Annotated in this window: 23 protein-coding genes; 21 read left to right on the top strand and 2 right to left on the bottom strand. The window is 47.3% G+C overall.

Going from position 1 to position 19,395, the window contains the following annotated elements; all coding sequences use genetic code 11:
- Positions 1–53 precede the first annotated feature (53 nt).
- From NSQ72_RS15755 to NSQ72_RS15665, 19 genes are all read left to right on the top strand, one after another.
- Complete coding sequence (locus tag NSQ72_RS15755; RefSeq protein ID WP_341084529.1) at positions 54–1,145, top strand: SU10 major capsid protein; 1,092 nt, start codon at positions 54–56, stop codon at positions 1,143–1,145.
- Between the two features lie 55 nt (positions 1,146–1,200).
- Complete coding sequence (locus tag NSQ72_RS15750; protein ID WP_341084528.1) at positions 1,201–1,422, top strand: hypothetical protein; 222 nt, start codon at positions 1,201–1,203, stop codon at positions 1,420–1,422.
- A gap of 15 nt (positions 1,423–1,437) precedes the next feature.
- Positions 1,438–1,824, top strand: coding sequence for a hypothetical protein (locus NSQ72_RS15745; protein WP_341084527.1), 387 nt, complete (start codon positions 1,438–1,440; stop codon positions 1,822–1,824).
- Entirely contained in the window at positions 1,825–2,163 is a 339-nt protein-coding gene (locus tag NSQ72_RS15740) for a hypothetical protein (protein ID WP_024427745.1), read from the top strand. It begins immediately after the preceding gene.
- Positions 2,160–2,570, top strand: coding sequence for a hypothetical protein (locus NSQ72_RS15735; RefSeq protein ID WP_341084525.1), 411 nt, complete (start codon positions 2,160–2,162; stop codon positions 2,568–2,570). Before NSQ72_RS15740 ends, NSQ72_RS15735 begins: the two co-directional genes overlap by 4 nt.
- Positions 2,570–2,944: a minor capsid protein gene (locus NSQ72_RS15730; protein ID WP_341084523.1), complete on the top strand. Its 375-nt coding sequence runs from the start codon at positions 2,570–2,572 to the stop codon at positions 2,942–2,944. The genes NSQ72_RS15735 and NSQ72_RS15730 overlap by 1 nt, the downstream gene beginning before the upstream one ends.
- 43 nt (positions 2,945–2,987) lie before the next feature.
- Positions 2,988–3,530 (top strand): hypothetical protein, encoded by a 543-nt coding sequence (locus tag NSQ72_RS15725; RefSeq protein WP_035389492.1) that lies wholly within the window; start codon positions 2,988–2,990, stop codon positions 3,528–3,530.
- 56 nt (positions 3,531–3,586) lie between these two features.
- Positions 3,587–3,967, top strand: a complete 381-nt coding sequence (locus NSQ72_RS15720) for a hypothetical protein (RefSeq protein ID WP_341084521.1) — start codon at positions 3,587–3,589, stop codon at positions 3,965–3,967.
- A gap of 335 nt (positions 3,968–4,302) precedes the next feature.
- The gene (locus NSQ72_RS15715; protein ID WP_341084517.1) at positions 4,303–7,107 is read left to right on the top strand and encodes a phage tail tape measure protein; all 2,805 of its coding nucleotides are present in this window, start codon (positions 4,303–4,305) and stop codon (positions 7,105–7,107) included.
- A gap of 15 nt (positions 7,108–7,122) precedes the next feature.
- The gene (locus NSQ72_RS15710) at positions 7,123–8,550 is read left to right on the top strand and encodes a glucosaminidase domain-containing protein (RefSeq protein ID WP_341084515.1); all 1,428 of its coding nucleotides are present in this window, start codon (positions 7,123–7,125) and stop codon (positions 8,548–8,550) included.
- An 11-nt stretch (positions 8,551–8,561) separates the two neighbouring features.
- Positions 8,562–9,953: a phage tail protein gene (locus NSQ72_RS15705; protein WP_341084514.1), complete on the top strand. Its 1,392-nt coding sequence runs from the start codon at positions 8,562–8,564 to the stop codon at positions 9,951–9,953.
- 12 nt (positions 9,954–9,965) lie between these two features.
- Positions 9,966–11,846 (top strand): right-handed parallel beta-helix repeat-containing protein, encoded by a 1,881-nt coding sequence (locus NSQ72_RS15700; protein WP_341084513.1) that lies wholly within the window; start codon positions 9,966–9,968, stop codon positions 11,844–11,846.
- 14 nt (positions 11,847–11,860) lie between these two features.
- Positions 11,861–13,297, top strand: a complete 1,437-nt coding sequence (locus NSQ72_RS15695; RefSeq protein ID WP_341084511.1) for a phage baseplate upper protein — start codon at positions 11,861–11,863, stop codon at positions 13,295–13,297.
- Positions 13,298–13,308: 11 nt separating this feature from the next.
- The gene (locus NSQ72_RS15690) at positions 13,309–13,596 is read left to right on the top strand and encodes a hypothetical protein (protein WP_341084509.1); all 288 of its coding nucleotides are present in this window, start codon (positions 13,309–13,311) and stop codon (positions 13,594–13,596) included.
- Positions 13,596–13,736, top strand: a complete 141-nt coding sequence (locus NSQ72_RS15685) for an XkdX family protein (protein ID WP_341084508.1) — start codon at positions 13,596–13,598, stop codon at positions 13,734–13,736. Before NSQ72_RS15690 ends, NSQ72_RS15685 begins: the two co-directional genes overlap by 1 nt.
- 32 nt (positions 13,737–13,768) lie before the next feature.
- A complete protein-coding gene (locus tag NSQ72_RS15680) occupies positions 13,769–14,080 on the top strand; it encodes a hypothetical protein (RefSeq protein ID WP_047204067.1) in 312 nt (103 codons plus the stop codon).
- 25 nt (positions 14,081–14,105) lie between these two features.
- Positions 14,106–14,945 (top strand): peptidoglycan recognition protein family protein, encoded by an 840-nt coding sequence (locus NSQ72_RS15675; protein WP_341084507.1) that lies wholly within the window; start codon positions 14,106–14,108, stop codon positions 14,943–14,945.
- Entirely contained in the window at positions 14,942–15,181 is a 240-nt protein-coding gene (locus NSQ72_RS15670; RefSeq protein ID WP_074041884.1) for a phage holin, read from the top strand. The genes NSQ72_RS15675 and NSQ72_RS15670 overlap by 4 nt, the downstream gene beginning before the upstream one ends.
- A 92-nt stretch (positions 15,182–15,273) precedes the next feature.
- Positions 15,274–15,825: a hypothetical protein gene (locus NSQ72_RS15665; protein ID WP_341084506.1), complete on the top strand. Its 552-nt coding sequence runs from the start codon at positions 15,274–15,276 to the stop codon at positions 15,823–15,825.
- Between the two features lie 15 nt (positions 15,826–15,840).
- On the opposite strand, the gene NSQ72_RS15660 is transcribed toward NSQ72_RS15665, so the two are convergent.
- Both NSQ72_RS15660 and NSQ72_RS15655 read right to left on the bottom strand, forming a co-directional pair.
- Positions 15,841–16,185 carry a YolD-like family protein gene (locus NSQ72_RS15660; RefSeq protein ID WP_341084505.1) on the bottom strand — a complete coding sequence of 115 codons (345 nt, stop codon included), beginning with the start codon at positions 16,183–16,185 and terminating at the stop codon, positions 15,841–15,843.
- Between the two features lie 45 nt (positions 16,186–16,230).
- Entirely contained in the window at positions 16,231–16,434 is a 204-nt protein-coding gene (locus NSQ72_RS15655; protein WP_269927731.1) for a helix-turn-helix domain-containing protein, read from the bottom strand.
- A 130-nt stretch (positions 16,435–16,564) separates the two neighbouring features.
- Here NSQ72_RS15655 and NSQ72_RS15650 point away from each other — a divergent pair, with 130 nt between their 5' ends.
- Both NSQ72_RS15650 and NSQ72_RS15645 read left to right on the top strand, forming a co-directional pair.
- Positions 16,565–17,350 carry a helix-turn-helix domain-containing protein gene (locus NSQ72_RS15650; RefSeq protein WP_341084501.1) on the top strand — a complete coding sequence of 262 codons (786 nt, stop codon included), beginning with the start codon at positions 16,565–16,567 and terminating at the stop codon, positions 17,348–17,350.
- 857 nt (positions 17,351–18,207) lie between these two features.
- Positions 18,208–19,377: a macrolide family glycosyltransferase gene (locus tag NSQ72_RS15645; RefSeq protein ID WP_341084499.1), complete on the top strand. Its 1,170-nt coding sequence runs from the start codon at positions 18,208–18,210 to the stop codon at positions 19,375–19,377.
- Positions 19,378–19,395: the final 18 nt, after the last annotated feature.

Raw genomic sequence — 19,395 nt, 5'->3', positions numbered from 1 at the left:
CTCCTTTAATTAGGGGTCTTTTTTAATACAAACAAAAAGGGGGACATATTTTTATGTCACAGATTTTCTCTAATGATTTGATTGGTAAAACAGAATCGGTACAAGACGAATTACTACTTTTAAATCCGCACCAAACTCCGTTGCTTGCGATGCTTGGTTTTTCTAAACCAGTAACACAAACCGAGCACCAATGGTTCGAGGACGAGATGTTTGCGTATGAAGGCAACGTTACTGACGCGGCTGCTGCCGACGCAACTGTTCTAAAAGTATCTTCTGTAGAACCTTTCCGTAACGGGCATGTCATTAAACTTGGCGAAGAACTAGCGCTTGTTACTGCGGTTAATAAGTCAGCGAAGGAACTAACAGTAGTCCGTGGCTACGCCAATACTACTGCGGCTGCAATTACTGCGAACGAGAAAGTTGAGGTTCAGTTCGTAGAAGGTTCGGAAGGTGCTGACGCTAGACAAGGTCGCTACAAGCCACGTAAACGCGTATCGAACATTACGCAAATCTTTGACGAAACTGTTGAAATTTCCGGTACTGCTGCGGCTGTCGCCAATTACGGCATCACGGATATGTACGAGTACGAAAAGCAAAAGAAACAGCTTGAATTAGCGCTTCAAATGGAAAAAGCGTTCATTGGCGGCATTCGCTACGAGAACGGATTAGTACGTCAAATGGACGGAGTTCGCAGCTTCATTAAAACTAACGTGACTGATCTTGCCGGTCAAGAACTTTCGCTAGAAGCTATCAACGACGCTGTTCAGTCAATCTACACTAAAGGCGGCTTCAAGTCCGGCGGTCAGTACGAAATCATCGTACCTGCGAAACAAAAACGCATCGTTTCTAAATTTGATAAGTCGCTTGTCAGAGTAAACCAGGGCGAAGAGAGCCGAGGAACTGTTGTTAACTTCTTGACGACTGACTTCGGAGAGTTTCCGGTATCTATTAACGATAACTTGGCAGCGGACGAAGTACTTATCGTCGATAAAAACCGCATCAAAATTCGCCCTTTACAGACGCGCGATATGAGCCATGAGTACCTCGGCAAGAAAGGCGACTACTTCCAAGGCATGCTAGTCGGTGAGTACACGCTAGAGTTCCAACAGGAGCCAGCTCACGCACGTATTAAAGGCGCTAAGTAATAACGGCCCGCAAGCGCGGGCTTTACTTTTTTGATAGAACGGAGGTAATGCGGACTTGGCAACGTTTGAGTCACGATACAAAGAATTAACGTTTTATGTAGGCGGCGCGCCTCGTAAGTTTTCGGATGGAATCTACGCGACTACAGATCCGGAAGAGATCGAGGTATTAACCGCACTCGTCGATGCTGTTTGCACGGCTAAAGACGAACCAAAAACGGAGGATAAACCGAAGCCGGCGCCAGCTAAAAAGCCCGCCAAGAAATCCTCCACAAAATAACAGGAGGTGGGGCGAATGGCGGCTACGGTCGAAGGTGCAAACGAATATATCAATACGTTTTTAGTAGATATCGAGGACTGGAATGCGGCGGATGAAAAGACGCAGACACGCCTATTTAACCGAGCTTCTACGACTCTTACTCGTGTTTTTCCTACGTACGTTATACCGGATAAAGCAATCTACGAATTTATCAATGTACTGGCAATCGCGTACAACGATACGAACCGGTTGAACAAACACGGAATTTCCTCGTATTCAATCACGGGCGTCGCTGCGTTTAACTACAAGGATACGCTGCGGAGCGAAGACGAAGACTTGATTCCACGCGAGTCAATCAGCGCGATCGAAGAAGAAAACGGCGTTCAAATCGGAGGCAAACGTATCAGAAGGACGGTGCTGTAAATGGCGATCTTTCCTATGCGCCAAACTATTACGGTGAAGCGCCTATCTTCTGAACGAGACGTTTGGGGAAATCCGATCGCCGAAGCCGAAGAGTTAACGCTAAAATGCCGCATCGACGAAGGCTCTACCGCGGTCAAGTCGCGAAACAATGGCGTCACTAAGTCCGAGGAAACAGTCGCATCGGCTCGTATTCTACTAGATCGCCTGGCAGACGTGCGCTACACCGACGTTATCTCTTATACGAATGAACTCGGAGAAACGATGGAAAAGAGACCGAAGGAAATCAACGTTAAGAGACATATCGGCGGTAAAGCGATTCTGACGGAGGTGCTTCTATGAGTTTTACGTTTGATGCGAGTAACTTTATCAGCGGGATCAGCACAGCCAGTCGAGGTGCACTTGAAGGCGCGGCACAGGCGCTTGGTGATTCGGGTGACGACCTCGCAAGGGTTGCGCAGAACATCGCGCCGATCGACAAAGGAACGTTACGGAGCAGCGTCACGAAGAAGTTTAAATTGACGGCAGGAAAAGCATCGGTCGACGTCTCATTCAGAGCGGTCGAGGACGGTTTTAACTACGCAATTTGGACGCACGAAATGGACTACAAACTTGGACCGACGTCGGCGGGTGCTGGCGAAATTGACGGTTACGAGGTCGGAAACAAATACCTCGAAAGGCCTCTAAAAGGAAACGCCGAGAAGTACGTCCGTTGGATTGCCGATGGTGCACGTGGAGGGCTGACCTAATGCGTATAGTCGAATTAATTAACTTTATCAAGGCGCGAGTCGACGGTGATTACTACGCAAATAAGTTTTCAATAGACGGAACAGGAGCGGAAATATCCGTTAAATTAACGGGCGGCTTCCCGACGTCTAAGTACACCGGACTAAAGCGACCGTCTTTCCAAATACTCGTCCGCGGCGAATCAAGAGACGGGGCAGGGGCGGAAGACAAAGCGTTTGAGTTATACGATGCGCTTACGAATCTGTCCGAAGTTCAGATCGGCGAAAGCTCAATCGTACAGATACGCTGTAATAACTCGGCGCCGTTGTATTTAGGAGACGACGAATCCGATCGTCCAATATATTCATTAAATTTCGATTGCGTAGAGCGTCCTTAGGGGGCGCTTTTTATTTTGCGCAAATATAAAAGGAGGAAAATAGATGGCGGCAGGAATTAGAGGAATTAACGTTCCTATCGGTCCGGCAATCGTCGAATTTGGCGAAGGTTCCGAGCTAGTTACGTTTGATATCACGAAAGGCGGCATCGTCTTCAAGGCGGAGACGTCAATTCAAGATACGACGGTCGACCAGTATGGGGACACCCCCGTCAAGTCGACGATGAAAGGCCGTAATGCGGAAGTAACGGTGCCTTTTGCGCTTCATGATTTAGAAAGATTAGCCGCAGCAATGCCGAATAGCCGACTCGTGAAAGATAGTACGGACCCGGCGAAGATGAAGTTAGTCGTTTCCGGTAAAGCAGGATTCGATATGTTAGCGGCTGCCAAAAAGCTCGTCATTAAACCGACGGCTACAGGCACAACGCCAAATGACTATATCACGATCCCACTTGCGGGTGCTATGTCAGATCCGGAATACACGTACAACTCAGACGATGAGCGTATCGCGAATCTAACGTTTAAAGCATATCCGGATACGGACAACGACGGTGACCTATTTATCATGGGTGACGAAACAGCGGAATAACAACGAAAGGCATCGCTTAGCGGCGGTGTCTTTTTATTTTGAAAGGAGGTTACGCAATGAGCTTATTTGGTATCGGCACGAAAAAGGTATCAAGCGAACTTACACTCGGCGACAAAACGGTCCAAGTACCGAAACTAACGCCGGTCAAATGGAAGGAACTATTCGAAGTAGTCGATCGCCTGCCACACTTATTCTTTACGGTTTTGAGCACGAACGGCCAAGAAGACTTCGCAGCGACCCTAGTTGCGGCTATTAATCTAGCGATGGATGAAGTCGTAAAGATTGTCGCTGTCCTTTCCGGACTAGACAAAGACTACGTGCACGAAAACGTAGGCACTGACGAGATTGTCGAGTTTTTAATCGCGGTAGTTGAGAAGAACCGTCTGCAATCCGTAGCAAAAAACCTGAAAAGCCTTCTTCCGAAAGTAGCGGAGTAAAGCAAACGGATGAAGGCGAGTACACAATCGATGACTACTTAATAGATGCGGCGGTTCTGCTCGGCGTCACGCAGCGGCAAATAGAAAACGATTATTACATGGTTGATATTCCGAAAATCTTACGCTCCAAGACGAAGGCTAATGCGATAGATCGCCTGTCGATGATTTCGTTGCTTGTAGGTTCTGAGGGGCGAGCCATGGATGATCGCGAATACCAACGTCTCGTAAAAGACTTACGTAAACAGGCCGGCTATGTTGATCGCGAAGAATTTGACCGTGAAAAGTTCGAGCAATTGCGGAACTTCTTTAAATAACGGAGGAAAGGAGGAAATCTATTGGCGGGTGTATCAGTAGGCGAAATCACAGCGACGCTGACGCTACAATCGAACCAATTTACGGCAGGCGTAGCGCAAGCCCAGGCGCAGATGCAACAGATGGGCAATTCGGCTAAGTCGTTAAGCTCGCAAATGGGTCTCGTGCAGAAAGCGGCCCTAGCGGTGGGCGGCGCAGTCGTGGTCGGCATCGGGGCGTCTGCAAAAGCGGCGGCGAACTTCGAGCAGCAAATGAGCGCCGTCAAAGCGGTATCGGGCGCTACGGCTGGCGAAATGAAAACGTTGACCGACCTCGCAATCAAGCTAGGCGAATCGACATCGTTCAGTGCGACCGAAACTGCGCAGGCGACCGAGGAACTCGTAAAGGCCGGTGTAACGACTAAGGACATTATAAACGGAGGCCTAGCGGGCGCGCTCGATCTAGCAGCGGCGGGCAACTTAAATCTTGCGGATGCGGCCGAGATTGCCAGTACTGCACTTAACGCGTTCAAGGCCGATAGCTTATCGGTATCTGAAGCGGCCGACATTCTCGCAGGCGCAGCCAACGCATCGGCGACGGACGTAGGCGAAATGAAGTTCGGCTTGGCGCAGGTATCGGCAGTCGCGTCCGGAATCGGAATGTCGTTTAAAGACACGGCGACGGCACTTGCGGTATTTGCGCAGAACGGAATCAAAGGCTCGGATGCCGGCACGTCGCTTAAAACGATGCTATCGCGGTTAGAGCCGCAGACGAAGCAGCAACACGAAGAGATGATGGAACTCGGCCTTATAACGGCAGACGGAACGAATAAGTTCTTCGACCAAGCCGGCTCACTGAAAGACTTGGCGTCTATTTCCGGCATTCTTCAAAACGCATTCAAGGGGCTAACGGATCAGCAGCGGCAATCATCGCTACAGACGTTATTCGGTTCAGATGCGGTTCGTGCTGGTACGGTGTTCTATAAAGAAGGCGCAAAAGGCGTTGAAGATATGGCGGCGGCCATGTCGAAAGTAACGGCGGCGGAAGTATCGAAAGTAAAGCTCGACAACTTCCTCGGATCAGTAGAAGAACTTAGCGGCGCAGTCGAGACGCTCGGTATTAAGCTCGGAAACGAGTTCTTGCCACACCTACGAAAAATAGTCGACATTGGAGCCGACTTGGTTCGGGCTTTCAGTTCGATTAATCCTAGCGTGGTTGCGACAGGATTCGCAATGGCTGGTACGTCGGCGGCGATCGCACTAACGGCTGCATCAGCGGTCAAACTCGGCTTTGCATTGCGAGGTCTTTTCGCAGCGATGGGTCCAGCCGGTTGGGTCATAACAGGTCTTTCGATACTTGGCGGTTTGTTAGTAGGGGTTTCCGCAGGTTATAAAGCGATGAATACGGTCAGTCTCGAAGCGGCAAATGCGAAGCAAAAGGAAGTCGACGGAATCAATAAGACGATCAAAGAATACGACGGACTTCAGGCGAAAATGAAGCTGACGAACGATGAGCTTCTTCGCTACTTAGACAACAAAGACGCGCTGGCTAACGAAAAAGATTCGACTGCGATTAAAAAGCTAAACGCTGAACAAGACGACCTCCGTAAAAACTCGGGGCTTACGAATGAGGAGTTCGACCGGTTCTTACAACTGAACGATCAGATCATCAAGAAGTCACCGGAAACAGAAGCGGCTTTCTCGGCGCAAGGGAATGCAATCGCGAAGAACACCGAGGCGATGAAACGATTGAGTGCTGAGAAAGCGGAAGAGTTGCGCTTGGAATTAGAGAAGCAGAAAACGATTGCTGAACGAAATATGGACGGTCAATTGCAGAAGGAAAAGCAGCTTAAGCAGGAGATTAACGGAATCACAGAACAGCGCGCAGGCAAAGAACAGGCGGTCGCCAATCAATTAGCTGTCGTTGAAAGTATCGAACAGAAAATCGCGCAAGCCAAGCAAAACGGGGATAAGGCAACAGCTAATATGCTTGAAGTCAATCTCGCGCAAGAGAAGCGTATTTTGGAGGCAAAGCAAACCGAATTAGTAAAGAGTACGGAGTCTTTACAGAAAAAACGTGCCAGCCTAGCGGAAACACAAAAGGAGCTTTCGAAACTCGATCAAGTTAACCAAAAAATGGTCCAATTAGAGCTTCGACAAGTCGGCCTTACTGCGAAAAAAGGGCAAGGGGTCGCAGTCCTAGATAGAGAGATAAGTAAACTTCGAGATGCTCGTGCAAACTTAATCAACAATACGACCGAAGCGGACAAAAAGACGGCCGAGTACCGAGAGTCCCTAGCCGCAATTGAGAGCGAGCTATCGCAGTTAGAGCGGACTAAGAACAAGGTTATCGAAATCACCGGTCAAGCATCGACTATGAACGCAGAACTAAGCAAGGATCTTAGTAAGCGCATCACGATTATCACGACGGACGTCACACGTAAAACGGAACGAGCCGTCAGCCGTGGGCGCGGAAACGAAGGTACTTACCATGTCGGAGGCATCGTCGGTAAACCAGCCGGAAAGCTGCACTCAGGTGGCATGGCGTCCAAATTCGGAAATCCAATGAGCCGAGAAGTTGATATCCGTGCATTAAGGAACGAGATGGTCTTGACAGAAGCGCAGCAAGCGAATCTTTTCCGTATGATCGACGCGGGTCACACAGCACGAATAACTTCGGCAGCAGGCGGCAACAGTCCGCAAATACAGGCGCACCTATCCAGTCTCGCAACTGCTATCGATTCTCTTAAAGGGCTTTCGGTGGTTATGGAGGGCGAAGTGGTCGGACGCCTAGTCGAGCCACACGTAAGCAGGCGGCAGATGGACGAAATAGATCGAAGCAGTTATTAGTGAGGAGGTGAGCGGTTGAGCAACGCTAGTTTTATCAAAGCGATAGCGCCGGACGCGCAGAAAATATACCGGAATTACAACATACTCGCGTCGCTTATCATTGCGCAGGGATGCTTGGAGTCCGGCTATGGTAATTCGGGCTTGGCTACGAAAGGGAAAAACCTATTCGGCGTCAAAGGGTCGTACAAAGGCGAGTCAATTCGGATGCTTACGTGGGAGGTTTATAACGGTCGTAACGTTCAGGTCTACGCCGACTTCCGTAAGTATCCGTCATGGTACGAGTCGATGCAGGATCTCGCGAAGTTATACATTAACGGAACGAGTTGGGACCCGAATCACTACAAAGCAGTCGTCGGTCAAACGAACTATAGGAAAGCAACGAAGGCGCTCGTAAATGCCGGATATGCAACGGACCCAGCGTACGCGACGAAACTGAACAATATTATCGCGACGCATAACCTGACGAAGTACGATACGAAGAAGACAACGGATACGAGTACCGATGTTGATAAGTCAGCGCAACCAAAGCCGGAACCGTCCGTAGTTGATATAGACGAAAACTTTAATGAAGATGCGTTCTCGCCGGATATTGTTTTCGGGCGATCTTCAGCGATTCCGCGTTCGGATGCAAACTTCCGAATACAGTATCGCAATGGAACGATTATTGATATGGCGAGGGATCTATCGGTTTTAGTACGTAGCTTGGTTATTTCGGCTCCGTCTCCGAATATCACCTACGAAAACATACCAGGAAAAAACGGTTCTTATCGTACAGGTAAAGACTTCGGAAATCGACGAATCACAGCCGACTGTACAATGTACGCCGAAGACGCAGCCGACTTCTACCTGCTGCGTGACGAAATATATAACGCTCTCTACCAAGAATCCGAGTTTTATCTAGTCGCGGAAGGCAATCCGAAGAAACGATGGCGAGTGGAGCTGAGCGATTCTTTTGATCCGGAAAGAAGCGGAAGCGTGGCCGATTTTTCGCTAACGTTCGAGAGTGCGTCTCCTTATTGCGAATCGGTCGGAACGACGCAGGACCCGTTCACATTTGACGCGAGTCTTTGGCAGTTCGGAGAAAACTTAGAAGATACTATTCCGGTCTATAAACATACGTCAAAGAGCTTTCGTATTTACAATGCGGGGGCTATTCGTATTGATCCGTTAGAATTACCGTTCGTCATTTCGTATAAGGGCGCTTCGTCTAAGTTGAAGATCACGAACAAAACGACGGGCGATGCGTGGCAATATACCGGAGATTCGACGGCTAAAGAGACGATCGTATTAGACGGTGTGAAGGCACGAAAAGAGGGCGTGAGCATTTTCGGAGATACAAACCGGCAGACGATTCGGCTCGAGCCGGGCTGGAACGAATTTGTACTATCGGGAACGAGCGGGTCCTTCGAAATCAAATTCGATTTCCGATTCTATTATTTCTAGGAGGTGGCGCGATGGAGCTACTTATAAAAACGGTAAGAGGCGAAGTCGAGGCGCTTACCGACTACGACTGCACGGTACGGGAGACGTCCGAGAATGAGAAGTCGCTAGATGTGTCGGTTTTAAGTACGAGGAACAACGATCATTCTTTCGGATTGATCGAGAACGAAAACATACTCGTCTGCGACGGCGAAGAGTACGTCATCAAGAAGACGCGTCCAGTCACGGTAAATGAAACCATAAAGATTGAAGCGTCCGGAGTTTATAAGCCGTTAATCGACCTCGCAGACAACTACGTTTATAGCAAAAGCGGAAAGAAGCGGAAAATGACCATTGACGACATGGTTACGATCGCGCTCGAAGGATCGGGGTACTCCTATGACATATCACCGGAGGGACTAGACGCTACGTTCGAACTCGAAGATTTCGGCGACGGTTTCTCTAACGATTTACTGCGGGATATTCTCGATAAGTACAAAGCGGAATACACCTTCGACGGCAAAAAAGTAGTCATTGCGAAGGAATTGGCTCGCGATACCGACTATCAGATTCGATATAAATTCAATTCGCGCGACGAATCGGTTGAGATCGATACAAGTTCGCTGAAGACGTATATACGCGGTTTTGGCAAGCAGAACGACAAGACGCAGGCCTACGCGGTCGAACTTGAGTATACGAGCCCTTTGGCGGAAATATACGGAATCAAGCACGCAGCACCTATTCGCGACGATGCTTATACTTCGGCTAATGCTGACGAGTTAGAAATCCGCCTGCAAGAAGAGCTAACGGATACGATCGAACTATCACTAACGTTAACCTATACGGAGCTTCGGCATTTCGGAGTCCAAGATATACGTAAAGGCGACTACGTATGGTGCATGATCGATCCTTTCGGAATTAACAAGAGGATTAAAGTTGTCGGTGTCGAGCGCTATTCCGATCCGAATAAATCTCCGGTCTACACATTCGGAAAGCTGAAGCGCGATATTAAAACGGATATGAAAGGTTTCCGTAAGACGGAGAAGCGCGTATCTAAACTGTTCGATGCGGCCGGAAAGGTAAAAGGAACGACCATCGGAGCCGGAATACGCATCGGAAGTGACGCCAACTTTGACGACGGCTATGACCCGACAACTATTCCGAAATACGGGCCGGCGACTGCGGTTTCTGACGGCTTAATGACGTCGGGCGATTTTCAGAAGCTACAAAGCATCGTCGTTGGTCCGGATGGTAAGCCGCAAGTAGACATGGCAAGCGCATCAAAAGCCGGCCTAATGTCTTCGGCGGATTTCATAAAACTATCGAAGATCATCGTCAGTTCTTCGGGAGCCAACGTTGATCTTAATAAACTAGTAACGGACCTAACGGCGCTTACTGCGAGAGTAGACGCGCTGGAATCAAAATAAAGGAGGCACTAAATGGCTAACGTATTTTTAAAGCGAATAGCAACGGCGTGGGATCGTATTGCGCGGAATAACCTAAACGATAACTTTTCGAATATCGAGCAAGGTTTTACGAAGGTCACGGCTGAGCTAAACGCCCACAAAAACGCATCGCCCGCACACAAGTCCGAGCAAATTCAGCACGGGCTTTTTACTGCTGCCAATCGCCTAGATAACTTGAACGCTCGCTTTGCGAACCTCGTCGTTAATCACGATGGCGAAGACGTCAAAGAAGTCGTCGATCTTAGGGTAGCACTCGATGCATCTACGCATCCAACAGCGAAAGATCGCTTCGATTATGACTTCGCTAAGCTAATGAAGAAGATCGAAGACATGGCCGTATTTGTTTCGTTGCGTCCGTACTTAGAGAAATACGGCAACTTTGATGACGCAATGCAAGCAGCACTGGACTTATCGAAATCAACGCCCATTACGCTTGTGGTTCCGCCTGGTAATTATACGCAGACACGAACGCTTCGTATTTTCAGAAACACGCGGCTCATCGTTCAGGGCGGCGCAGTTATCAAACGGAACTTCGTTGGTTCAATGCTAGTCAACGGACTGGAAACTGATAATTTTAGCGGCTATAACGGGCATGGAAACATCGTAATTGAAGGCGGTGGTACCTTCGATAGTAACGGAACCGTCATTAAGCAGCAGTGTTCCGTTTTCGGATTCGCACATGCAGACGGAATTATCATTCGCGATATTACCGTACTTGACGTTGTAGGTGGGCATGCGTTTGACTGCGCAGGCAACCAAAACGTCCTGATCGAGAATGTAAAATTCAAGGGTTACGCTGACTACGTAGGCGACCGATGGTTCTCGGCGGCCATTCAGATAGACTTAATGCGTTCTTCTGCAAACTTCGGCGCTTTCGGTTCGTACGATCAAACCGTCACAAGAAACATCGTCATTCGCGGGAACTATTTCGGAAAATCAAACAACCTCGGTGGTTGGGCGCGTGCGGTCGATTCACATACGAGTACGGACGGCGTTTGGTATTCGGTAATCCGCATCTTAGATAACGTTATTGAAGACACGACTGAGTACGCGATCAGCGGAAACAAATGGTACGATACGCGAATCAGCGGCAACAAGCTAAACAACTGCGCTTCCGGCATCCGTATTCTACTACCAACCATAACGTCTCAATATACACAAGATGCGAACGGTAATCCGACTGGTCGTATAAACAAAACGAAGCATCACGTTATTACAGACAATACAATCACGAACATATCGAAGAATCACGCAATTCAAGTGTACGGTAGGAAAGGCTATCAGACGATCGATGATGTGACAATCGCCAATAACGTCATTGATAACGTAGTAGAACGACATGGGATCCATGTATCAGACGTCTATAACTTTACCATTTCCAGCAATGTTCTCGATGGAACCGGTCACCACGGCATTTTAATTACTCGAAGCATGTACGGATCCGTAACGGCGAATGTTTTACGAGGCATTAAAGGTAACGGAGTTAGGGTTGAAGAGGGCGGATGCAATAACGTCACTGTCGCAAATAACATTTTGAAAGAAGTCGGCTTTTCCGGAATCTCAGTATCAGGGTCGTCACAAAGAGTGCGCGTCTTTTTTAATACGCTCGTAGACGTTGGTACACGAACGACGGAAAGCGACGGGTACGACGGCATCATCTTTTTGACCGGCGTTGAGCGATCTATGTGCGCATTTAATGACGTAACCGGTACGACCATGCGCCACGGGATTTATTTAACGAATACTTGCTCGCAAATATCCACGTATGGAAACTACGTAAAGGGTGCCGGTTCTGACGATAGCTATAACGATAACAGCATTGACCCGATTACTTCGACTGCGAACGTTATTTAAAGGGAGGAAAACGGATGTTAGCAAAAGATGGCGCTTTGTCTTTCGACGTCAATGCGCAAACAAAGCGGCCTATCAATGCCGCCATACAATTTAGCACGCAAGATATAAACACGGCACGCCTGTCCTTTAAACTCACGAAAGACGGCGTGCCGTTGCCGTTGTCTGCGGTCGTAGGTAAATTAGTCCTTTCGATGGCGGATGGGAGCCGTTTTATTCGACCGGTCACACTAGTAAATAAACCGGAAGGACTAGCCGAATATATTTTAGCTGCGGATGAGATCCGACATTACGGCGCGGTAAAAGCCGAGCTGGTTCTGTATTACACGAACGGGCAGGCGCTTTCGATTCATAAATTCGGCTTCAACATCGAGCAGTCACTCATCGATCAAGACATCGTCCCCGTCGCGGAGTACTACATCGATGACTTTGAAACACTGCGCGGTCAAATTAACGATCTTTACGATGACGTTGTTGCAACCGTTGCGGAAATCGAAGCGAAGTTCGAGGACTTAGATAACGTAGAGACGAAGGCGGGTGCGCAGGAAAAAGTCGATGCGCATGCCGGAAACACGGATGTTCACGTCACGACTGAGGAGAAAGCGGAATGGGACGCGAAGGAGTCGACGGCAGGTGCCCAAGCGAAGGTAACCGCACACGCAAATGATACAGTGAAACACGTAACTAACGAAGAACGATCGGCATGGAACTCGAAGGAAACTACGTCAGGGGCGCAGTTGAAGTCGGACGAAGCACTGCGGCAAGCGAAAGAATACGTAAGTAATTACCAAAAAAGAAGAATTACTGAAGACACGGGTCTCCCGTTAATTTCTCTAAAAGATACTTCCGGAAGTATTCTAGAGTCGATAACAAATAACGGATTAGGGCAGGGAACGTTTTACGCAATAGCTAGTTCGCGAGACTTACCGAATACTCGATCCTTTAGAGGAATGTACCATATGACTGACGCTTCTAACGGTAAAGCAACTTACGGATGGGTGTATGCAACGGATTACGCCAATAACATATATACCAACTATTTAAACAATAACGTATGGAGTGGATGGCGACGCGTCATAACAGATGCGGATGCTAACGTTACGTGGAAGTACCCGACTCCAGGCAACGGTTGGGTTCAATATGCTTCGACGGACGGATCGACTCATACACTCCGATACACAAAGGATGCTGGAGGGGTCGTGGAAATTCTAGGTTCAATATCCGGAGGTGCTATCGGCGCTAACGTTACCGCATTTACGCTACTCCCTGAGTACTTCCCAGCACAATCAATGCATTTTATTGGCGTGGCTTCTAGTGTCGGAACGCCTGGTGTACCGCAATATCACCGAACTTACATCAGCACGGATGGAAGAGTTTGTGTTCAATCGTGCTCTAATACTGCAAATCCAAACGAATTCATCACGTTTGGCTTCCGTTTTAGAGCGAAGGTCTAGGAGGTGTTTAGATGATATGGGTTTATAAATATGACGACGATTTTATTTATCTTCCGTCGGCGGATATCTTATTAGACATAGAAAACGGCGAAGAAATTCCCGAAGGATACACGCCAGTTAAACCGCAAGGCGGCTTGTTTATTGCGACGTTTGATCCGGATAAAGGAGAGTGGTTCGAAGGGGCTACGCAAGAGTATATTGACAGTCTTTTTCCGAAAGCGCCGCCGACTGAAATCGAAGTTCTACGACAACAGCACGCCGAGTTGGTTTTTACGCTAATGATGGGAGGGGTGATTTAATGGATTGGTTCGCGATCATCAAGAAGTTTTATGCAGACGGAGATTGGACGAAGGAACAAGTCGCTGCGGCGGTCGTCAAGGGGAAAATTACGCCGGAACAATACGAAGAAATTGCGGGTGAGCCTTACGTAGAAGCGTAGGCTTTTTATTTTGCACTTAAGGAGGATTTGCGGTGACTCAACCGACTACGCACGAACTTAATGAAAAGATCGCGAAGATACAGGTCGACATCGCCACCATCATCGCAACACAACAACATCAGACACGCATCTTCGAAGAGTTCCGAGAAATGGCGGCAACGGCGCTATCTAGGGCAGACACGGCTGACGACAAGGCGAGCGAAGCCCTACGTATTGCTAAAACTGCCCGCGACGATCTACGAGAATACCGCGACCAGGTTAAAGGTGACCGGCGTTGGCTTATCGGGATTGCGGTCCCGGTAATGCTGGCGTTGGTGCCGGTCCTGTTCCGTTATTACTTCTAAATAAAACGAAAAGGGAGACGATTATATGACGATTAAAGTGACGCAGGATCTTGTATCCCCGAGTAAATACGGTATTAAATGTCCGAATTCAATGGACGCAAAATATATCACGTTCCACAATACTGCGAATGATGCCTCGGCCAAAAACGAGATTTCGTATATGAACGGTAACAGCAATCAGGTATCGTTCCACTTCGCAGTAGATGACGTAGAAGTGCGTCAAGGAATTCCGGTTAATAGAAACGCTTGGCACTGCGGAGATGGAAGTGGCGCGAATAGCGGAAACAGAACGTCAATCGGCGTCGAGGTTTGCTACTCTGAATCCGGAGGCGAACGGTACAAAAAAGCGGAAGCACTAGCGATCAAATTTATTGCGCAGCTTCTAAAAGAACGCGGCTGGGGCGTCGATCGCGTCAAGAAGCACGAAGATTGGAGCGGAAAGCATTGCCCACACCGCGTGCTAGACGAAGGTCGATGGGGCGCAGTTAAAGCGGCAATCGCGAAGGAACTTGCGGCTCTAAACGGAAGCAAAGCGCCGTCTAAAACGGGCGCAGCGACTAAGCCGGTGAAAACGTCTAAACCAAAGGCGTCGGCTAAAAAACTAACGGTACCTACCGGTGTAATCCGTCCAGGTGCTCGCGGGTCAGCCGTTACACAACTTCAAAACGCACTAGCAGCCGTTTATTTCTATCCGGACAAAGGCGCCAAGAATAACGGTATCGACGGCATCTACGGTCCGAAAACGGCAAACGCAGTCAAACGATTCCAATCGACACAGTCCGGAATTGCAAACGACGGCATCTATGGACCGGCAACACGCGCCAAACTGGTGGCGGCACTAAAGAAAGCGGGGTATAGCGTATGAAGACGAATATTAGCGTAGGAACGGTGACTCGATTTATTCTGCTTGCGTTGGCTCTCGTAAACAGCGGGCTAACGATGTTTGGTGTGCAGACTATTCCGGTAGATGAAGCGGCAGTGTCCGACTTTATTGCGCTACTGTTCCTCGGGGCAACTTCGCTATTAGCGTACTGGAAAAACAACGACGTGACAAAGAAGGCGCGCGAAAGAAAAGCGTTGGATGAAGTCGGCAAGAAATAAGCGGAACTTTCGGCGGTTGCTTACGTATAAAAACGTAGGTAGCCGTCTTACATAACAATAACGTATAATTAAAAGAAAAAGGTCGTGGTTAAATGAAGCGTGTCAGACTACTTTTTTCTATAGTAATAGCCTTACTGATAATTGCGGGGTGTTCGTCGAATACTCAGCCGAGCAATAAAGACGAAGAAGTACAAGCAAAAGAAACCGAAGGAAACGATAATTTGCGTGAGGACAGCGATCTGTGGGCGTATAGCTCGGAGATTAATGACGAGGATAATATCGACGGACTGAATATAAAGGTTGATCGAATTCTCATTTCGCCCTCAAGCGCTCATATCGCGATAAAAGGTTCGATCGAAAATATCGGACATTCTTCCTTCGAAGCATTCCCGGCATCCGAAACGATTAAGTTAAATACCGGTGAAGAACTCGGTCCGGAAGAATTAATTAAAGTATCGGAAGAAGGCACGTCTAAACTGAAGAACAAAGGCGATAGGCTCGACTTCTTTTACGCATGGCCTATGTCAAATACGTCTCCAAACGAAGTAACTAGCGTTAGTTTATCGTGGAAAATTTACGAAATGGCCGGAAAGGACGTCTCTGACTCGACTTCATTTTCTCGCGAATATACGTTTAATCAATAACGAAAAGCCCCGTCCCTAACTGGATGGGGCGTTTTTTACGTTTAGTATATCCGAAAACCTAACGAAATTAGTATCGCCTCGATTATCCTTCACACGAAATTCCTTCCGTAAATGATCCACGTACACAACGCGACCATTTACTTCACGAACAAAGCCGTCATCATATAACTCAAAATCCAGCGGCAAGTCTTCGCTCATTGCCGAAGAAATAACAAACTCAAATTCGGCGAATTGTTCTTCGCTTAATGCCGGCCGTTCTATCTTCTGCTTCGCGAGGCGTAATTGACGCAAAGCCTCGTTGTGTTCCGGCAGTATAAACTTCATTTGCCAGCGGTTCTGATCCTTCCGTTCGTCCCACATCGGCGACACCTCCGGTTAAATTATAACCGAATGTGTGTTCGTTTATCAATCGGAAATATCAAACAATTCATTCGCATCAGTTAGTCCGAACTCTTTTATTACCTTCTCGAGAACATCCTTCGGGTATCTCTTCATCTTTCCGGAACACATTTCGCTTACAGTGCGTGTTGATAGTCCGGTCTTTTCCGCGAAATCCTTCTGCTGGGTGTATCCGTGCTTTTGCAATAACTCGTTAATGCGAAGCCTCAACGTAAGCCACCTCCGATATTCATTACGCTAAGTATAATCTTTTTTCGTTTATTACGCAATACGTAATTGACAATTCTGTTTTCCGTAACTATAATTACGTTAACAGTAAATTACGAAAGGCGGAATCGATATGCATTACTTAGCGGAACACCAAACGTTCTCATCAACGCAGGCCCTAAACACGGCCGTCTACGAACACATCAAACGAAACTCATACGACCTATCCGATACGGCGCGGACCGCACTTAAACAGATCGCACGCTATGCGGTTAAGTTCGCAGGCGCAGCGCATCTCAAAGCGGAAACCTTGGCAGACCTAATCGGTAAATCAGTCAAGACGGCGCGTCGCGTTCTTAATCAATTGGCTGCGCTGAACATCATAAAGAAAGTCGCAACGACTCGTAAAATCAACGGAGGCAAGGGCGCAAACATCATCGTCATCTTACCGTTAGCTGCGAATGACCAGTCGACAATGTCCACTCGACCAGCGCCGGAAAACGCCGATGTGCCAACGGTTGAGACGCCGAAAATCGAAAATGAACCATCGGATTCTATTAATCAATTAAATCAAAAGCACGTTAAAGATACGGCTGCGGTGCCGGCTGAAGCGCTGAAAAACTCGTTGCCAACGGAAATCTATAACGCTATGAGTCGCTACTTTGACGCAGCAGAAATCTATAAATATTACGGATTGTTATTACGTGCTAAGGCTTCCGTAGATCCTACGCTAATGATCGAGCATGATTCGGAGCCATTCGTAGATGCGTGGCATAAGACGATACTCAAAGCGAAATTGAACGAAATTAACCGTTTTGATGACTACGTGTATATTTCGTTCCAACGTGCAGCAAGCGAGGCAAAACGTAGGAAAATGCGTGGTAAATTAGAGGCGTTCGAGGCGTTTCTTGAATCGTAACTCAACCGTCTCAAATTGCGACAGTTAATATTGACCAGCTATATTATCCGGTGTATAATCGCATTGATTACATTCCGGATTCGTGTCCGAAATAATACGGACCGTTATCCGAAATAAGTGTACGTAAGGCTTTCGTAGTAAGAATCGTAATAAATTCCGCAATAGGTTTCCGGTACCACGTCTGCCGGGGGTTCGAATCCCTCCGAGCGCGTAATTGACCTTGTTTACGATGATAAAGGTCATTCATGAACCCCTCTTCATTTAGAAGAGGGGTTTTGTATGTTCAATCGGATTTATCGTTCTCTTCTAATAAAGCTAGGGTAAGCAAGTGAAAAAACGATCTTGTTGCAAAACAGCAACATCTATCCGAATATAATAAAATAACCCCCACTCTTAACATAAGGATGGGGGTTATTGCTATAAAGGGGTTACCTGCCTTTTTGGCCTTTCCTGTAAATAGCCGCAGGTATAATTGTAAGAAGAACAATGATAAATCCAATCACGGATACAGTATTTTTTATTGTATTGTCATTCACAGTGAAGTTTGTCACGATCATTGCCACCAGACAAAGAATGATGATTAAATAACTGTATTTCTCCAAGACTTTCACAAAATATCCCTCCAATATGAATCTATAAATAATATACTAATTATACAAAAATGAATAATAAAGGGTTATGTTAGATGTTCGTATGAGAAGTGCATTATATGCTTTGTAACAATCTTATCAGGTTCATGTCTCTCCATGAAATACTGGACATAAGACTCATTTCTTCCCTTTTCAGGCGTATTTGTTGAGCCGGCTTGCTGTATATGATTAACATGGAAGGGAATTGACAATGAGGAGGGATTTCTTGTGGCGAAGATTTTATTGATTACGTTTCCAGCTGAAGGACATGTGAACCCTATGTTAGGAATGATTAAAGCATGGGCGGATCGAGGCGATGAAGTGCATGCGGTCACAACTGTACATTATGAGGAACGAATCAAACGCTTAGGCGCTCACGTACATATAAATCCAGACTATATTCGGACATTACATGTGGAAGAAGGAGATTTAGATTCCATGCAGCCGTTCTTTCATGCCATGCTGCAAACATCATATGATATTTTAGAGGTAGTGGAAACACTTTCCGATAAGCATTCATTTGATTTGGTCTACTACGATATGTTTGGGGCGGGAGAGCTTGTTCGAGATTACTTGCGCATTCCGAGCATTGGATCCAACCCATCTTTTGTGCTGCAAGAGGCGCATTTTGATACACCGCTATACAGGAAGGATGAGAAAGCTGAGCATCTGTTAGAAAAAATACAAGAGCGTTTTAGCGTTCAGCCAACGCGTTTGATGCAATTTATGAAAAACCGTGGAGAACTGAATATCGTCTATACAAGTGAATATTTCCAGCCTTCTGTTGATTCATTAAACGATTCGTTTGTCTTCATTGGACCGAGCTTTCTAAAAAGAGCCGACCAGCATGATTTCCCGCTGGAAGCACTTGAGCAAGAAAAAGTCGTTTTTATTTCCATGGGCACCGTTCTTGGGGATACAGAAGCATTTTTTAATATGTGTATAGATGCCTTCGCAGACTTTGACGGAAAAGTAATTATCGCAACAGGTGAAAAAGTAGATCGTTCTCTCTTAAAAGAGGCGCCTGCTCATTTTCTGATCGAGCCTTATGTGCCGCAGCTTGAAGTGCTCGAACTGACAGATGTGTTTATAACGCACGGCGGGATGAATAGTGTCAATGAAGGTATTCATTACCACGTTCCGATGGTCGTCATTCCAGTCGACAAAGATCAGCCGATGGTGGCACAAAGACTTACCGAATTATCTGCTGCCTGCGCACTTGATAAAGATCAGCTGACAGCAGAGCAGCTAAGAGAGACCGTTGAGACGGTTTTAGGCAGTGATACGTACCGGGCGGGGATTGAGAAAATTGAAGAAAGCTTCCAAGCAGCAGGTGGAACAGAAAAAGCATTAAGGGTGATCGATCAATTCATACAAGCGAAACAGACTCAATCATGAGTCTGTTTCAGCGTGTAG

The sequence above is a fragment of the Bacillus sp. FSL R5-0659 genome (assembly GCF_038008785.1).
Classification (GTDB): Bacteria; Bacillota; Bacilli; order Bacillales; family Bacillaceae; genus Bacillus; species Bacillus safensis.
The sequence above is the reverse complement of the archived record's forward strand: the minus strand, read 5'-3'. Positions and strand labels throughout refer to the sequence as shown.

Bases quoted from the DNA above. Each gene is read 5' to 3' on its own strand.
- NSQ72_RS15755 (WP_341084529.1), top strand. From the start codon at position 54: ATGTCACAGATTTTCTCTAATGATTTGATTGGTAAAACAGAATCGGTA.
- NSQ72_RS15745 (WP_341084527.1), top strand. From the start codon at position 1,438: ATGGCGGCTACGGTCGAAGGTGCAAACGAATATATCAATACGTTTTTA.
- NSQ72_RS15740 (WP_024427745.1), top strand. From the start codon at position 1,825: ATGGCGATCTTTCCTATGCGCCAAACTATTACGGTGAAGCGCCTATCT.
- NSQ72_RS15735 (WP_341084525.1), top strand. From the start codon at position 2,160: ATGAGTTTTACGTTTGATGCGAGTAACTTTATCAGCGGGATCAGCACA.
- NSQ72_RS15730 (WP_341084523.1), top strand. From the start codon at position 2,570: ATGCGTATAGTCGAATTAATTAACTTTATCAAGGCGCGAGTCGACGGT.
- NSQ72_RS15725 (WP_035389492.1), top strand. From the start codon at position 2,988: ATGGCGGCAGGAATTAGAGGAATTAACGTTCCTATCGGTCCGGCAATC.
- NSQ72_RS15720 (WP_341084521.1), top strand. From the start codon at position 3,587: ATGAGCTTATTTGGTATCGGCACGAAAAAGGTATCAAGCGAACTTACA.
- NSQ72_RS15705 (WP_341084514.1), top strand. From the start codon at position 8,562: ATGGAGCTACTTATAAAAACGGTAAGAGGCGAAGTCGAGGCGCTTACC.
- NSQ72_RS15700 (WP_341084513.1), top strand. From the start codon at position 9,966: ATGGCTAACGTATTTTTAAAGCGAATAGCAACGGCGTGGGATCGTATT.
- NSQ72_RS15695 (WP_341084511.1), top strand. From the start codon at position 11,861: ATGTTAGCAAAAGATGGCGCTTTGTCTTTCGACGTCAATGCGCAAACA.
- NSQ72_RS15690 (WP_341084509.1), top strand. From the start codon at position 13,309: ATGATATGGGTTTATAAATATGACGACGATTTTATTTATCTTCCGTCG.
- NSQ72_RS15685 (WP_341084508.1), top strand. From the start codon at position 13,596: ATGGATTGGTTCGCGATCATCAAGAAGTTTTATGCAGACGGAGATTGG.
- NSQ72_RS15675 (WP_341084507.1), top strand. From the start codon at position 14,106: ATGACGATTAAAGTGACGCAGGATCTTGTATCCCCGAGTAAATACGGT.
- NSQ72_RS15670 (WP_074041884.1), top strand. From the start codon at position 14,942: ATGAAGACGAATATTAGCGTAGGAACGGTGACTCGATTTATTCTGCTT.
- NSQ72_RS15665 (WP_341084506.1), top strand. From the start codon at position 15,274: ATGAAGCGTGTCAGACTACTTTTTTCTATAGTAATAGCCTTACTGATA.
- NSQ72_RS15660 (WP_341084505.1), bottom strand. From the start codon at position 16,185: ATGTGGGACGAACGGAAGGATCAGAACCGCTGGCAAATGAAGTTTATA.
- NSQ72_RS15650 (WP_341084501.1), top strand. From the start codon at position 16,565: ATGCATTACTTAGCGGAACACCAAACGTTCTCATCAACGCAGGCCCTA.